This window comes from Kitasatospora papulosa (genome assembly GCF_000717245.1).
GTDB lineage: Bacteria > Actinomycetota > Actinomycetes > Streptomycetales > Streptomycetaceae > Streptomyces > Streptomyces papulosus.
Genome location: NZ_JNYQ01000014.1, coordinates 19759 through 35939, shown reverse-complemented (window position 1 = coordinate 35939; position 16181 = coordinate 19759). Strand labels below are relative to the sequence as shown.

Genomic DNA, 16181 nt, shown 5'->3' with positions numbered 1-16181 from the left:
CGTAGCACGATGGCCGCATGCTGCTCGCCAGGATCGCCCTCGTGTCCCTGGAGGTCGCCGCGACCTCGGCCCGCACCCGGAAGACCGCCCTGCTGGCCGCGCTCTTCCGGGACGCCGAGCCGGACGACGTCCCCGTCGTGATCCCGTATCTCGCCGGCCGCCTCCCGCAGGGGCGTCTCGGGATCGGGTGGAGCACCCTGCGCGTCCCGGTCACCCCGGCCGGCGAACCCACGCTGACCGTGGCGGGGACGGACGCCGAGCTCAGCGCCATCGGCGCCCTCGGCGGCCCGGGCTCGCAGGCCGCACGCAAGGAGCGCCTGACCCGCCTGCTCGGCGCGGCCACCGCGCAGGAGCAGCACTTCCTGCGCGGACTGCTCACCGGGGAGGTGCGCCAGGGAGCACTGGACGCCGTCGCGGTCGACGCCCTGGCGGACGCCGCCGGAGCACCTCGCGACGAGGTCCGGCGCGCCGTCATGCTCGCCGGGTCGCTGGGACCCGTCGCCCGCACGCTGCTCGCGGAGGGCCCCGGAGCCCTCGCCTCCTTCCGGCTCACCGTCGGCCGGCCGGTCCAGCCCATGCTCGCCCACACCTCCCGCTCGGTCACCGAGGCGATCGACCGGCTGGGGCCCTGTGTCGTCGAGGAGAAGCTGGACGGCATCCGCGTCCAGGTGCACCGCGACGGGCCACAGGTTCGCGTCTACACCCGCGCTCTCGACGACATCACCGACCGGCTCCCCGAGGTCGCCGCGGCGGTGACCCGCCTTCGGGCCGAACGGTTCATCCTCGACGGCGAGGCGATCGCCCTGGGGGCGGACGGCAGGCCCAGGCCGTTCCAGGAGACCGCCGGCCGGGTGGGGTCCCGCCGGGACGTCGCCACCGCGGCGGGCGCCGTCCCGGTGGTCCCGGTGTTCTTCGACGTGCTGTCCGTGGACGGACGCGACCTCCTCGACCTCCCCCTCTCCGAACGTCACCGGGATCTGGCTTCGCTGGTCCCCGAGGAGATGCGCGTGCGGCGCGTCGCCGTGGAATACCCCGCGGACGAGCGCCGGCGGGCGGCTGCCGTGGCGTTCTCCGAGGACACCCTGGCCCGCGGCCACGAGGGCGTGGTCGTCAAGGGCACGGCGGCGCCCTACAGTGCGGGCCGCCGCGGCGCCTCCTGGCTGAAGGTGAAGCCCGTGCACACCCTGGACCTCGTCGTGCTGGCCGCCGAATGGGGCCACGGCAGACGCACCGGCAGGCTCTCCAACCTGCATCTGGGAGCACGCAGGGACGACGGCACGTTCGCGATGCTGGGCAAGACCTTCAAAGGGCTCACGGACACGATGCTCAGCTGGCAGACGCAAAGGCTCCGCGAGCTGGCCACCGGCGACGACGGGCACGTGGTGACGGTGCGCCCCGAACTGGTCGTGGAGATCGCCTACGACGGGCTCCAGAGCTCCACCCGCTACCCGGAGGGCGTCACGCTGCGGTTCGCCCGCGTCCTGCGCTACCGCGAGGACAAGAGCGCCGAGGAGGCCGACACCGTCGGCACGGTCCTGTCCCGCCGGGGATGACGGCCGTGTGGTTCTCCCCGCCGCGCACGACGCCGCCGCGCACGACGCCGGCCCCCGCCCCCGCGGCGGAGGCCGGGGGAGGGGGCCGGGGAACCCGGCTCAGCCGCGGGCGTCCGCGCCCGCCGTGTGGGCGCGGATCTCCTCCGGCGTGAGATAGGCGTCGGTGTACTCGAAATCGCGCAGGGTGGCCTGCTTACGGGCCTGGAACCCCGTACGCACGAAGTCGTCACCGGCGATCGCGTTCAGCAGCCAGTTGGTCATGACCCGGGTCTTGGCGACGTTCGTCCGCAGCGCCGCCCAGTGGTAGCCGCGCGCCGCGGCCTGGGCCGGCATGCCCTTCAGCTCGATGCCCAGGGGCTTGGAGACGGCGTCCCTCCCGCCGAGGTCCACGACCAGGCCCAGGTCCTTGTGGACGTAGGACTGCATCGGCCGGCCGCGCAGCGACGCGATGATGTTGTCGGCCAGCTTGCGGCCCTGGCGCATGGCGTGCTGGGCGGTGGGCGGGCAGATCGCCCCGTCGCCCTTCGCCAGGTCGGGCACCGCAGCCGCGTCACCGAGCGCGAACACGCCGTCCGCACCGGGCAGGCTCATCTCCGGAGTCACCGCCAGCCGCCCGCGCACGGTCTCGGCGTCCAGGGTGGCGACCAGCGGACTCGCCGCGACCCCCGCGGTCCAGATCAGCGTGCGGCACGGCAGCACCCGGCCGTCCGTGAACGTCACCTTGTCCGGCCCCGCCTCCGCCACGGAGACACCCAGCGAGACCTCGATACCCCGCTTGCGCAGGATCTCCAGGGCGGTGACACCGAGCTTGTCGCCGAGCTCCGGCATGAGCTTCGGCGCGATGTCGATCAGATGCCACTTGATCAGGGCGGGGTCCAGCCTGGGGTAGTGCTTCACGGCGTTGCTGGTCAGCAGCTGCAGACTCGCGGCCGTCTCCGTGCCGGCGTACCCGCCGCCCACCACCACGAACTGCAGCCGGGACGCCCGTTCCTCCTCGTCGTGACTGGCGTCGGCCAGATCCAGCTGGGAGATGACGTGGTCCCGGATGTAGGCGGCCTCGGCCAGGGTCTTCATGCCCCTCGCGTTGTCGATCAGCCCCGGGATGTCGAACGTACGGGTGACGCTGCCGGCGGCCAGCACGATGTAGTCGTACGGCTCGTTGACGATCTCGTCCGTGATCTTGCGGACGACACACACCTTCGCCTTCGTGTCCACCCCGATGGCCCCGCCGGGCACGATCCGGGTGCGATGGCGCCGGCTGCGGCGCAGGGACACGGCGACCGACTGCGGGGTGAGCACCCCGGAGGCGACCTGCGGGAGCAACGGCAGGTAGAGCTGGTACGAGAACGGGGTGACGAGCGCGATGTCCGCTTCGCCGGGAGCGAGGCTGCGCTCCAGCCGGCGTACGCACTCGACCCCGGCAAAGCCGGCGCCGACAACGAGAATCCTGGGTCGTGCCACGGTGTGCGTCCCTTCTCGGGCTTACGCGGTCATCGCTCGCCTGCCCCGTATCCGGAGCCAGTCACTCCCTCATCCTCACCGCAGGGGACGGAGTCCGCCTCTTGTGCGACGGCCGACGGGCCGCCGCACAAGAGGCGGAGCGGAAAACCGCCGGTCAGCCGTGCCAGGACCGCCACAGCGCCGCGTAGGCGCCGTCCGCGGCCACCAGCTCGTCGTGGCTGCCCAGTTCGCTGATGCGGCCGTTCTCCACCACCGCGATCACATCGGCGTCGTGCGCGGTGTGCAGCCGGTGGGCGATCGCCACCACCGTACGACCGTCCAGCACCCGCGCCAGCGACCGCTCCAGATGACGGGCGGCCCGGGGGTCGAGCAGCGAGGTCGCCTCGTCCAGGACCAGCGTGTGCGGGTCCGCCAGGACCAGGCGGGCCAGCGCGATCTGCTGCGCCTGGGCCGGGGTGAGGGCCAGACCGCCCGAGCCGACCTCCGCGTCCAGACCGGCGTCGAGGGCCTTCGCCCAGCCCTCCGCGTCCACCGCCGCGAGCGAGGCCCACAGCTCCGCGTCCTCGGCGTCCGTACGGGCGAGCAGCAGGTTGTCGCGGAGCGAACCCACGAACACGTGGTGCTCCTGGTTGACGAGCGCCACATGCGTCCGCACCCGCTCCGCCGTCATCCGCGACAGCTCGGCGCCGCCCAGCGACACCGAACCGGCCCGGGGCGCGTAGATCCCCGCCAGCAGCCTGCCCAGGGTGGACTTGCCCGCGCCGGACGGCCCGACCAGCGCCAGCCGTGTCCCGGGTGCCACGTCCAGCGACACCTCGTGCAGGACGTCGACCCCCGCCCGGTAGCCGAAGCGCACCTCCTCCGCCCTCACCTCCCGGCCGTCGGGGCCGACGAGGTCGTCCCCCGCGTCGGGCTCGATCTCCCGTACGCCGACGAGCCTCGCGAGGGACACCTGCGCCACCTGCAACTCGTCGTACCAGCGCAGGATCAGACCGATCGGGTCCACCATCATCTGCGCCAGGAGCGCCCCGGTCGTCAGCTGTCCGACGGTGATCCAGCCCTCCATCACGAACCAGCCGCCGAGCAGCAGCACCGCGCCGAGAATCGTCACGTACGTGGTGTTGATGACGGGGAAGAGCACCGAACGCAGGAACAGGGTGTACCGCTCCCAGGCCGTCCACTCCGCGACCCGCCGGTCCGACAGGGCGACCCTCCGGGCCCCCAGCCGGTGGGCCTCGACGGTCCGTCCGGCGTCCACGGTCTCCGCGAGGACGGCCGCGACCGCCGCGTACCCGGCAGCCTCGGAACGGTACGCGGAGGGCGCCCGCCGGAAGTACCAGCGGCATCCGACGACCAGCACCGGCAGCGCGATCAGCACCGCGAGTGCCAGCGGCGGGGCGGTCACGGTCAGCGCGCCGAGCAGCAGCCCGGCCCAGACCACACCGATCGCCAGCTGCGGCACGGCCTCCCGCATCGCGTTGGCCAGCCGGTCGATGTCCGTCGTGATCCTGGACAGCAGATCCCCGGTCCCGGCCCGCTCCAGGACCCCGGGCGGCAGCCCGACCGACCGTACGAGGAAGTCCTCGCGCAGATCGGCGAGCATCTCCTCGCCGAGCATGGCCCCGCGCAGCCGCATCGTCCGGGTGAAGACGGTCTGCACGACCAGCGCCAGCGCGAACACCGCGGCGGTGCGCTCCAGGTGGAGGTCGGTGACCCCGTCGGAGAGGTCCTCGACCAGTCCGCCGAGCAGGTACGGGCCGGTGATCGACGCGATCACCGCGACGGCGTTGACCGCGACCAGCACCGCGAAGGCTCTGCGGTGACGCCGCAGCAGGGCGTTCACGTACGCCCGTACCGTCGTCGGCGTACCGACCGGCAGGGTCGTCGCCGACTCCGGTGCGGCCGGGTCGTACTCCGGTGGTGCCAGGCCGATCATGCTCGCTCCTCGATTTCCTCGGACGCACGGGCCGGCCGGAGGCCGTCGACCGTGGTGAGCCGGTCCTGTGCGGCCGTTCCCACGGCCTCCTCCTCGGTCTCGCGGGTCACGACGGCCCGGTACGCGGGTTCGTGCCGAAGCAGCTCGCGGTGGGTCCCCGCGGCCACGACGGTGCCCCCGTGGAGGAGGACGACGCGGTCGGCGAGGTCGAGCAGCAGAGGCGACGAGGCGAACGCCACCGTCGTACGGCCCCGGCGCAGCTGCTCGATGCCGGCGGCGACCCTGGCCTCCGTGTGCGAGTCCACCGCCGACGTCGGCTCGTCGAGCACGAGCACCTGCGGGTCCGTGACCAGGGAACGGGCCAGAGCCAGGCGCTGGCGCTGACCGCCCGACAGGGACCGGCCGCGCTCGGTGATCCGGGTGTTCATCGGGTCGCCGTCCGCGTCGACGGACGCCTGGGCGAGTGCGTCGAGCACGTCGTCGCAGCGGGCGGCGGCGAGCGCGTCCCGGGCCGTCACGTCGCCCGAGGACGGGACGTCCAGCAGCTCCCGCAGCGTTCCGGAGAGCAGCACCGGGTCCTTGTCCTGCACGAGCACGGCGGTCCGCGCGGTGCCGAGCGGCAGCTCGTCCAGCGCCACCCCGCCGAGCAGCACCGAGGGAACCGACGCGGACGCCTCGTCCTGCTCGGCGTGTCCGCCGAGCCGTTCCGCCAGCCGCCCGGCCTCGTCGGGATCGCCGCAGACCACCGCGGTGAACACACCCTGCGGGGCCATCAGCCCGGTCACCGGGTCGTACAGATCGCCCTGGGGCACCTCGGCGTCCGCCGACGGCGGGCGTGTGGTGCGACGCAGGGACAGCACACGGACCGCGCGCTGCGCGGACGGCCGTGAGAAGGAGTACGCCATGGCGATCTCCTCCACGTTGCGCAGCGGGAACAGCATCAGGGTCGCCGCGCTGTACACGGTGACCAGCTGGCCCACGTCGATCCGGCCGTCCCGGGCGAGCGTCGCGCCGTACCAGACCAGCGAGATGAGCAGGACGCCCGGGAGGAACACCTGGATCGCCGAGATGAGTGACCACATCCGGGCGCTGCGCACGGCGGCCTCGCGGACCTCCTGGGACGCCCGCCGGTAGCGCCCGAGGAACAGCTCCTCGCCGCCGATTCCGCGCAGCACGCGCAGCCCGGCGACCGTGTCGGAGGCCAGCTCCGTGGCGCGTCCCGCCTTCTCGCGCTGCAGATCGGCCCTGCGGGTGGCCCGGGGGAGCAGCGGCAGGACGGCGAGCGCCAGCACGGGCGTGGCGATCGCGACCAGGACACCCAGCGAGGGCAGGTAGAGGACCAGCCCCACGCAGATCAGCACGAGGGCGGTCGCGGCGGCCAGGAAGCGCGACAGCGCCTCGACGAACCATCCGATCTTCTCGACGTCACCGGTGGACACCGCGACCACTTCGCCGGCCGCCACCCTGCGGGTCAGCGCGGATCCCAGCTCCGCCGTCCTGCGGGCCAGCAGCTGCTGCACCCGGGCCGCGGCGGTGATCCAGTTGGTGACCGCCGTCCGGTGGAGCATGGTGTCGCCGACGGAGATCAGGACGCCGAGGACGACGAGGAGGACACCGGCCGTCACCAGGTCCCGGCCGGAACCGTCGATGACGGCCTGCACCGAGAGGCCGACGGCGAGGGGGAGACCCGCGATCGCGCAGTGGTGGAGCAGCCCCCAGGAGAGGGACTTGAGCTGGCCCTCGAGCTGACTTCGCCCGAGCCAGAACAGGAAGCGGGGGCCGGACCGTACGTCGGGATCGCCGGGATCCGTGTACGGAAGATCGCGAATCTGCATGACGTCCCAAGGATCGGATGCGGAGACCCGTGGTGGATCTCGTGGAACAGTGGGGGACCAAACCGTGCAAGGTTCGCTTCCTGACCCCGTCCGGGGCAACCGATTATTCCGGCGTGACGGCCTGTTCCGGCTTCGGAGGGAGCCCGCCGCACGCCGTGGTGACGGGGCGTCGGCCGTGTGCCCGGTGGGTCCGGCACCGGTCGCGCCGGAACACGGCTGCGCCGTCAGAGTGCGGGCCGGGTGGCCCGCTCCAGCTCGACGAGGGCCGAGTGGTAACGGTGGCCGGTCGCCCGGTCCATCCCGATCTCGCACGTACGGTTCGCCGACAGGTAGGCGTCGTACGGGCGGGTACGTACCTCGGCCGCCTCCTTGGCGGTCGCCGAGTCCGTCAGCTCCTTGTGCAGCAGGCCCCGGTCGCCCGCGAACCCGCAGCAGCCGACGTCGTCGGGTACGACGACCTCCTCCGCGCAGGCCTCCGCCACGGTGCGCAGGTGCCGGACGTCGCCGAGATGCTCCATCGAGCAGGTGGGATGCAGGACGGCGGACCCCGTCCGGCGGAACACCGTCAGACGGGGGAGCAGCTCGTCCGCGGCCCAGACGAGGGAGTCGACGAACGTCATCTCACGGTGCAACGCCCGGTTGTCCTCCGTGAGATAGGGCACCACCTCGTGGGCCAGGCCCAGGGTGCACGACGACGCGTCGACCACCAGGGGCAGCGCACCGCCTCCGGTCCAGCCCCAGGCGGCCTCCACGACGCGGTTGGCCATGATCGTGTTGGCGGTGTCTCACCCCTTGGAGTGCCAGATCGTCGCGCAGCAGGTCCCTGAGACGTCCTCGGGAATCCACACGGGTCTGCCGGCGCGCGCGGAGAGGGAGACGACGGACTCGGCGAGCGACAGCGCTCCGGTGTCCTCGCCGGGTCCGGCGAAGACGCGGTTCACGCAGGCCGGGTAGTAGACGGCACGCGCACCGGCGCGGGAGGTGGGCGGCAGGGTGCGGGACGCTGCGCCGGGGATCTCCGGCAGCCATTCAGGCACCAGGTCCGGACGCACGGCTCTGCGGGCGACCCCGGTCACGGCCTCGATCAGCCGGTCGCCGGCATGGCGGGTGACGACGTCGGCCACGCCGAGGGCGACCCGGGCGGACGCCTCGACGAACCCGAAGTGCCGCGCGGTCAGGGCCGCCACCCTCTCCTCACGGGCGGAGTGGCGACGATGGCGGAAATCCTTCATCATCGCGCCGGTGTCGATGCCGACGGGACAGGCGAGCTTGCAGGTGGAATCGCCCGCGCAGGTGTCCACGGCGTCGTAGCCGTAGGCGTCCAGCAGGCCGGCCTCCACGGGCGAGCCGTCCGGCTGCCGCATCATCTCCCGGCGCAACACGATCCGTTGACGCGGGGTGGTGGTGAGGTCCTGGCTCGGGCAGGTCGGCTCGCAGAAGCCGCACTCGATGCACGGGTCGGCGACCGGCTCCACCTCGGGAATGGTCTTGAGTCCGCGCAGATGCGCCGTCGGGTCCCGGTCCAGCACGACCCGGGGGGCCAGGACACCGTCGGGGTCGATGGCCTCCTTCGTGCGCCACATGAGAGCGGTCGCGGTGGGGCCCCACTCCCTCTCCAGGAAGGGCGCGATGTTCCGGCCGGTGGCGTGTTCCGCCTTCAGCGACCCGTCGAAGCGGTCGACGACGAGCGTGCAGAACTCGTCCATGAACGCGGCGTAGCGCTCGACGTCGGCCGGCTTCGCGGCGTCGAAGGCCAGCAGGAAATGCAGATTCCCGTGTGCCGCGTGGCCGGCGACCGCGGCGTCGAAGCCATGGACCGCCTGCAGGGCGAGCAACGCCTCGCAGGCTTCCGACAGCCGGGACGGAGGGACGGCGAAGTCCTCGGTGATCAGGGTCGTGCCCGCGGGACGTGAGCCGCCGACGGCCGTGACGAACGCCTTGCGCGCCTTCCAGTACCCCGAGACGGTGCCGGGATCGCGCGTGAACGCGTTGGTGACGGAGACCGTCGGGAACACCGGAGCGAGGCCGTCGAGGACCGTGGCCGCGGCCTGCTCGTAGTCGGTGAGCGCGTCCTCGTCCGGGGCGCGGAACTCCACCAGGAGCGCCGCCGTCCCCTGCGGGAGCGCCGCCCAGTCCGAAGGGACGCCCTCGACCCGGACCGAGGCACGCAGGGTGTTGCCGTCCATCAGCTCCACGGCCGTGGCCCCCGCCTCGTTGAAGCGGGGCACGGCCGCCGCGGCTGCCGAGAGGGAAGGGAAGAACAGCAGCGCCGACGAGACGTGGCGGTCCAGGGGCAGGGTCTCGAAGACGACCTCGGAGATGAATCCGAAGGTGCCCTCGGAGCCGACCATCAGGCCCCGCAGGATCTCCACCGGGGTCGATCCGTCCAGGAACGCGTCGAGACGGTAGCCGTTGGTGTTCTTGAGCTCGTACTTGGCCCGGATCCGGGCGGTGAGCGCCTCGTCGGCCTCGATCTCGGCCTTGAGCGCCAGCAGCTCGTCGCACAGGCGTGGTTCCGCGTGGCGCAGCAGCTCGTCGGCGTCCGCCCCGCCCGTGTCGACCACCGTGCCGCTCGGCAGGACGAAGGTCAGCGAGGAGACCGTGCGGTACGAATTCCTGGTGGTGCCCGCGGTCATGCCCGAGGCGTTGTTGGCCACCACGCCCCCGATGGTGCAGGCGATGGCGCTGGCGGGATCGGGGCCCAGCACCCGTCCGTGCCGGGCGAGCGCCGCGTTGGCCCGCATGACGGTGGTCCCGGGCCGGATCCGGGCCCGGGCGCCGCCGTCGAGGACCTCGACACCCGTCCAGTGCCGGCGTACGTCGACGAGGATGTCCTCGCCCTGTGCCTGGCCGTTGAGGCTCGTGCCGGCCGCTCTGAAGACGACACCGCGGCCGTTTCCGTGCGCGTGCGAGAGGATCGCGGAGATGTCGTCCAGGTCCTCGGGGACCACGACGACCTGCGGCAGGAAGCGGTACGGGCTCGCGTCGGAGGCGTACCGCACGAGGTCCGAGACCTTCCACAGGACCTTTTCCGGACCGAGCAAGGCGGTCAGTCCGGCCCGCAGCTCCACCGGGCTCCCGGACGCCCAGCGGCCGGGCACCCGATCGGGGGACGGCGCGCGTGTCGTACCCGGGCGCAGGGCTTCCGGCTTCGGCTCCAGCAGCGGCATGGCAGGGTTCCCTCGACGGAGCGGTGCGGTGGCCGCACCGCGTGCCTCAGCAGCGGCGGCGCTCCGGCATCCCGTCGACCAGAGCGGTCAGCAGACCGCCGAGCACCTCGCGCTGTTCGGCGGTCAGTGGAGCCAGGATCTCCTCCGCGGCCGCCTTCCGCGCGGCGCGCATCGAACGGAGCACCGCCCGGCCCTCCTCCGTGATCTCGACACGGACCACCCGGCGGTTGGTCGGGTCCGGGGCACGCCGCACCCTGCCGCTCGCCTCCAGGCCGTCGACCAGGGTGGTCACCGCCCGGGGGACGACGTCGAGCCGCTCGGCGAGATCGGCCATCCGGGGCGCGCCCTCGTAGTGCGCCGTCGTGCGCAGCAGGCGGAACTGCGCCGGAGTGATGCCGATCGGCTCCAGCTGCCGGCTCTGGATGCGCTGGAGGCGGCGCGTGAGGCGCAGGAGCTGCTCGGCGAGCATTCCGTCGGAGTCGGGGGATTCCATGGGGGAACAATATCAGGACCTGGTTCATTGTGAAGGGGGGTAACAATGAGCTAGGCTCTCAAAAGTCGGCCCGGCCGTCAGCTCCGCGGAGCTCCGTGTCCGCTGCCGGAAGCCCGGCCCGGAACCCCGGACCCTCTGTCCCGTCCGCGCCCGTCACCTGCCGAGCCCGGCGCACACCTTCGAAGGAGCCCATGAAACCCGACGAACCCGCCTGGACGCCTCCAGCCGCGGATGCCGGTCAGCCGCCCGCCGAGCTGCGCCGCATCTTCCGTCTCTTCCGCCCCTACCGAGGCAGACTCACCTTGGTGGGCCTGCTGGTCGGCGCCTCCTCACTGGTGTCGGTCGCCTCCCCGTTCCTGCTCCGCGAGATCCTGGACACCGCGATCCCCCAGGGGCGCACGGGCCTGCTCACGCTGCTCGCGCTCGGCATGATCCTCACGGCCGTGATGACCAGCGTCTTCGGCGTCCTGCAGACACTGATCTCCACGACGGTCGGACAGCGCGTCATGCACGACCTGCGGACCGCCGTCTACACCCAGCTGCAGCGGATGCCGCTCGCCTTCTTCACCCGGACCCGCACCGGCGAGGTCCAGTCCCGTATCGCCAACGACATCGGCGGTATGCAGGCGACGGTCACCTCCACCGCGACATCCCTGGTCTCCAACCTCACCTCCGTCGTCGCCACCGTGGTCGCCATGCTCGCCCTGGACTGGCGGCTCACCGTCGTCTCGCTGCTGCTGCTGCCCGTCTTCGTCTGGATCAGCCGCCGGGTGGGCCGGGAACGCAAGAAGATCACCACCCAGCGCCAGAAGCAGATGGCCGCGATGGCGGCCACGGTCACCGAATCACTCTCGGTCAGCGGCATCCTGCTCGGCCGCACCATGGGCCGCTCGGACTCCCTCACCCGGAGCTTCTCCGAGGAGTCGGAGCGGCTGGTCGACCTCGAGGTCCGCTCCAGCATGGCGGGGCGCTGGAGGATGTCCACCATCGGGATCGTGATGGCCGCCATGCCCGCCGTCATCTACTGGGCGGCGGGCCTCACCCTCCAGTCCGGTGCCACCGCGGTCTCCATCGGCACGCTGGTCGCCTTCGTCTCGCTCCAGCAGGGCCTGTTCCGCCCCGCCGTGAGCCTGCTCTCCACCGGGGTGCAGATGCAGACCTCCCTCGCCCTGTTCGCCCGCATCTTCGAGTACCTCGATCTCGAGGTGGACATCACCGAACCCGCGAAGCCGGTCCGACTGGAGAAGATCCGCGGCGAGATCGCCTTCGAGGACGTCACCTTCCACTACGACGAGAAGAGCGGCCCGACCCTGAGCGGCGTCGAGGTGACGGTGCCCGCGGGGAACAGTCTGGCCGTCGTCGGGCCCACCGGTTCGGGTAAGTCCACGCTCAGCTATCTCGTGCCGAGGCTCTACGACGTCACAGGGGGCCGGGTCACGCTCGACGGGGTCGATGTGCGCGACCTCGACTTCGACACCCTCGCCCGCGCCGTCGGCGTGGTCTCCCAGGAGACGTACCTCTTCCACGCCTCGGTCGCGGAGAACCTCCGCTTCGCCAAGCCGGACGCCACCGACGAGGAGATCGAGGCCGCGACCCGCACCGCGCAGATCCACGACCACATCGCGGGGCTGCCCGACGGCTACGACACCCTGGTCGGCGAACGCGGGTACCGCTTCTCCGGCGGCGAGAAGCAGCGGCTGGCCATTGCCCGCACCATTCTCCGGGACCCGCCGGTGCTGATCCTCGACGAGGCGACCAGCGCCCTCGACACCCGTACGGAACACGCCGTGCAGCAGGCCATCGACGCCCTGTCGAAGGGGCGCACCACGCTCACCATCGCGCACCGGCTCTCCACCGTCAGGGACGCGGACCAGATCATCGTCCTGGACGACGGCGCGGTGGCGGAGCGCGGCACGCACGAGGAACTGCTCGAGCAGGACGGCAGGTACGCCGCTCTCATCCGCCGCGACAGCCATCTGGCCCCCGCGGCCACGTGACTCCGGCGGCCGGCAGCTACGCGCCGTGGACCGGCGGTGGCGACGTGACCGCCGGGGTCAGCCGGAGCGCTGCGGGGAGCGCAGTACGAGCAAGGTGATCTCGCTGGGGGCGAAGACGCGGAACGGCGGGCCCCAGAAGCCGGTACCGCGGCTGGTATAGAGGAGCGTGCGGGCGCCGTGGCGGCTGAGACCGGCGAGGGCCGGCTGGTCGAGGCGTACCAAGTAGTGGAACGGCCATATCTGGCCGCCGTGGGTGTGGCCCGAGAGCTGCAGGTCGATGCCATGGGCCGCCGCGCGGTCGACGAACGTGGGCTGGTGGGCGAGGAGCAGGACGGGGAGGCCGGAGTCGGCGCCGTCCAGGGCCTCGGCGAGACGGGCGCCGTGGCCTTCCAGTCCGGAGGACTCGGCGGTGACGTCGTCCACGCCGGCGACCACGAGGGTGTCACCGCCGCGTTCGAGGAGCACATGACGGTTGCGCAGCGGCTCCCAGCCCAGCTCGTGCATCAGGTCGACCCACCCCTGGGCCTCGCTGTAGTACTCGTGGTTGCCGGTGACGTAGACACGGGCCCGAGTGGCCCGCACGGTGCCCAGGGGCGCAGCCTGGGCACGGCGGCGCTCGGCCGTGCCGTCGGCGATGTCGCCGGTGTGGCAGACCAGGTCGGCTTCCAGTGTGTTCACGGTCGCGCAGACGCGTTCCGACCAGCGGGCGCGGTCGAGGGGACCGTAGTGGGTGTCTGTGATCAGGACGACCCGCGTCCCGTCCAGACCGGCCCCCAGACGGGGGAGTCGCACATCGAGCCGGCGTACGCGCGGCACGCGTCGGGCCTCGGCGTACCCCCAGGCGAGCAGCACGGCGGCCACACCGACGACGGCCCAGGTGACGGTGCGTGCCCGGTCCTGCCCGTCACCGACGCCGGCCACGGTGAGGGCGAGCCTGAGCAGGACGCCGAACAGGACGGACCAGGTGAACAGGACCCATATGCTGCCCAGCAGCGTGTCGCCGACGATCGCCGCCGCGTCCTGCTGGCGCCGGCCGTGGCCGCGCACCATGGCGAGCGGCATACCGATCAGGCCGAGGGCGAACAGCGTGGTGCCGATCAGCGTGACGGGCAACGGCCAGTGCTGGCCGGTGTGCAGGAGGACCCAGCACGGCACGGTCCACAGCAGGACGGGGGCGACCAGAGGGATGTAGCGCATCAGGCGCTGCAGTCGGCTCCGTGGTGCCACGGGCACTTCACCGGCGGCGGATCGGGTGTAGTCGGTCTCGGTCACGCTTCCCCTCCTGAGGTTCTGCCGACGGATCGTGCCGTGAGCGGAGCCGGGCATGATCCGCCGTCGTTGCCCTGGTTCTGCTCCGGCCTCGACTACCGCCGGAACCTCCTGGGAGGGTCATTGTCCGCCGTCGCGGAAGGGGCCGTCCTCCGGGGTTCGGTTCGTCCCTTCCTTACGCGACGCGGTATCAGCTCCTCGACGTGTCGGTGGAGCTGTTCCTCGGCGAGGTCGTGGGCGCCACGACCGTGAGCAGGTCCACGACGAAGACCAGCGTCGAACCCGGCGGGATCAGCGGAGAGGGCGACTGCTTGCCGTAGCCGAGACGCGGAGGAACGATGATCTCGCGCCGGCCACCGACCTTCATTCCCCGCACTCCCCGGTCCCAGCCCTTGATGGCCTTGCCACCGCCGACCGCGAACTTGAACGGCCTGCCACGCTCCCAGGAGGAGTCGAACTCCCTACCCGACGCGAACGCCACCCCCACGTAGTGGAGTTGGACGACCCGGCCCGGCTGTGCCTCGGGTCCGTCCCCGACCACGAGGTCCCGGACGGTGAGTTCGGTGGGCGGGTCGCCCTCCGGGACCTCGACTCCGGGCTTCGTCGGTCCGCTCATCTCGGTCCCCCGCTCGCCACCGGAACGGCCCGCACGGGCCGGCCGGCGCATGGACATTCCATGCGGCAGGCGATCACGCTACAGGCACGGGCCCGGTCTGCACGTCCTGGGCACGGCCGGTGCCCGCACGCGGCTATCACTGGAGCGCGCCGGCGCGCCTTCCCTCTTTCAGCAGGGCTTCCACCAGGGGAGACTTCGCGCCGGGCGCCACGAGCCAGAGGGGTGCGGCGGAACTGCTCCTGAAGATCTCGACGCGGTGGCAGCCCATGACGAGCCCCACGATCGCCGTCTGCTGCACCCCGGTCACCTCGCTCCACGCCACGGAGTCGCGCACGCGGCCGAACCGGTTGGTGACGGCCACGCCGCCGGCGCACAGGTAGCACCTGGTCACACCGAGCACGGCGGTGAGCCGGCGCCATCCGAACTTCAGGGCGTACACCACGGCCACCGCGGCCGTCGTGGGAATGGCGTTGTCGTTGACCGCCGACGGGTTGACGACCGTGGTGACGAGCGTGAAGACCCAGAGAATCAGCAGGAATCCTCGCAGTACCTGCATCATGGCGCCTGTCGCCGGGTTGATGACGGCGTAGTCACCACGGATCCGGCCGAGTCCTTGAACAGCCACTCTGTTGCGCACTGACACTCCCTCGGGTCGGATCTGTTCGTGGCACGTACGGCTGATGCGCGGTCAGCCGAGGGGCAGGCCGCCCTCGACCACCGCGAGGGTGCGGGCTCCCGAACCGTGGAGCAGAGTGCCGTCGCAGGCGGGCAGTTCCCCCGAACTCGTCGTCCCGCACGGTCACCGCGTGCTTGTCGGGGCAGTCCCCTGACGTACCGCCGTCGGCCGCACCGCCCGCAGCCCCGGAGCCCCGGTCGTCCGAGTCCTGGTGCGCCGTGGATCCGCATGCGGCGAGGGCCAGGGTCAGGAGCAGTCCGAGGACGGGGAGGACGAGGACGCGGTGTGACACGGAGGCCCCTCTTGTCCGGCGGGCGAATGATCCAGGGCCCGCAGTCGGGGGCGCGTGGCCGTGCTGCGGCGGGAGACCGATGCTCGCAGGATCCGCTGCCCGGGGCATCGGTGGAACCACGTACGTGGCCACGTAACGGCTGGGCGGCCGGCCGCGCGCACCCGAACCGCGTAGGGCGCGTCAGGGAAACCACGGATGCGTGACGCCGTGGGTGGGTGGGAGATTCGTGGCCGGCCCGGAGAGCCGTGGACAGCACAGGCGGTCCGCGTGACGTCCGCCTTCACGAAGGGCGGGCGGTGTGACACGGAAGGCTCGGAAGGCCGGGGCGTGGAGACGGAGGGTGAACCTGACGGGTGCGGTGGTCTCCCTCGCGGTCGCCGCCTGGCTGATCTGGCTGTTTCCCGCACCCCATCTGGCGGCTGTCCTGGGCGTCGGCCCCGTGGACGGCGTCATGACGATCACCTCGTGCTACGGGGCCACCGACGTGGAGGGCTATCCGGACGGCACCGATTGCAGTGGCACGTACACGCCGAGGGCGGCGGGCGGGTACCCACGCCGGATCACGCTGGACAAGGCCGCGGAATCGCACGATCCGGGCAGCGTCCTGGAGGTGCGGACGGTGAGAGGCAGAGCCCACGAGCTGTCGGGCGACGCGCTCGGGACGTGGGTCACCGTCACCGTGCTCATCCTCGGGCCGTTCCTCGCACTGGCGTTGTCGTTCCGTGCCTGCGCGCGGGACAACACCTGGAGCCACAACGCCGACTACGTCGCGGTGTTGATCGCCGCCGAGATCGCGGCCCTCGTCCTCGGATTCCTGGTGGATTTTCCCGTCTCGATCGCCATGGCCCTGTTCGCCTGAGAGGGAAGGGCGCCGTACGACGCT

The 16181-nt window shown here is 72.0% G+C and carries 10 protein-coding genes and 1 pseudogene; 3 read left to right on the top strand and 8 right to left on the bottom strand.

The annotated features are described in order from the left end of the window. The first annotated feature begins 17 nt into the window (after nucleotides 1-17). A complete protein-coding gene (locus IA22_RS0127980) occupies nucleotides 18-1553 on the top strand; it encodes an ATP-dependent DNA ligase (RefSeq protein ID WP_014157639.1) in 1536 nt (511 codons plus the stop codon). 99 nt (nucleotides 1554-1652) lie between these two features. Here the strand turns inward: IA22_RS0127980 and IA22_RS0127975 are convergent, their stop codons facing one another. The 5 genes and pseudogenes from IA22_RS0127975 to IA22_RS0127955 form a co-directional block, all read right to left on the bottom strand. Then, nucleotides 1653-3014, bottom strand: coding sequence for an NAD(P)/FAD-dependent oxidoreductase (locus IA22_RS0127975; protein ID WP_014157640.1), 1362 nt, complete (start codon nucleotides 3012-3014; stop codon nucleotides 1653-1655). Between the two features lie 154 nt (nucleotides 3015-3168). Then, nucleotides 3169-4950, bottom strand: coding sequence for an ABC transporter ATP-binding protein (locus IA22_RS0127970; RefSeq protein WP_014157641.1), 1782 nt, complete (start codon nucleotides 4948-4950; stop codon nucleotides 3169-3171). Further along, nucleotides 4947-6785 (bottom strand): ABC transporter transmembrane domain-containing protein, encoded by a 1839-nt coding sequence (locus tag IA22_RS0127965; RefSeq protein ID WP_030125201.1) that lies wholly within the window; start codon nucleotides 6783-6785, stop codon nucleotides 4947-4949. The genes IA22_RS0127970 and IA22_RS0127965 overlap by 4 nt, the downstream gene beginning before the upstream one ends. A gap of 224 nt (nucleotides 6786-7009) precedes the next feature. Beyond that, nucleotides 7010-9955 (bottom strand): annotated as a pseudogene (locus tag IA22_RS34290) (FAD-binding and (Fe-S)-binding domain-containing protein). Nucleotides 9956-10001: 46 nt separating this feature from the next. Further along, entirely contained in the window at nucleotides 10002-10448 is a 447-nt protein-coding gene (locus IA22_RS0127955) for a MarR family winged helix-turn-helix transcriptional regulator (protein ID WP_014157643.1), read from the bottom strand. A 191-nt stretch (nucleotides 10449-10639) separates the two neighbouring features. On the opposite strand from IA22_RS0127955, the gene IA22_RS0127950 reads away from it, so the two are divergent. Further along, a complete protein-coding gene (locus tag IA22_RS0127950) occupies nucleotides 10640-12445 on the top strand; it encodes an ABC transporter ATP-binding protein (protein ID WP_030125200.1) in 1806 nt (601 codons plus the stop codon). A 57-nt stretch (nucleotides 12446-12502) separates the two neighbouring features. Here IA22_RS0127950 and IA22_RS0127945 read toward each other — a convergent pair whose 3' ends face one another. From IA22_RS0127945 to IA22_RS0127935, 3 genes are all read right to left on the bottom strand, one after another. Next, nucleotides 12503-13717, bottom strand: coding sequence for a metallophosphoesterase (locus IA22_RS0127945; RefSeq protein ID WP_030125199.1), 1215 nt, complete (start codon nucleotides 13715-13717; stop codon nucleotides 12503-12505). A gap of 187 nt (nucleotides 13718-13904) precedes the next feature. Continuing rightward, nucleotides 13905-14330 carry an FKBP-type peptidyl-prolyl cis-trans isomerase gene (locus IA22_RS0127940; protein WP_049799125.1) on the bottom strand — a complete coding sequence of 142 codons (426 nt, stop codon included), beginning with the start codon at nucleotides 14328-14330 and terminating at the stop codon, nucleotides 13905-13907. 136 nt (nucleotides 14331-14466) lie between these two features. Then, a complete protein-coding gene (locus tag IA22_RS0127935; protein WP_015576166.1) occupies nucleotides 14467-14967 on the bottom strand; it encodes a hypothetical protein in 501 nt (166 codons plus the stop codon). A gap of 671 nt (nucleotides 14968-15638) precedes the next feature. On the opposite strand from IA22_RS0127935, the gene IA22_RS0127930 reads away from it, so the two are divergent. Next, complete coding sequence (locus IA22_RS0127930) at nucleotides 15639-16157, top strand: hypothetical protein (RefSeq protein WP_030125197.1); 519 nt, start codon at nucleotides 15639-15641, stop codon at nucleotides 16155-16157. The last annotated feature ends 24 nt before the right edge of the window (nucleotides 16158-16181 follow it).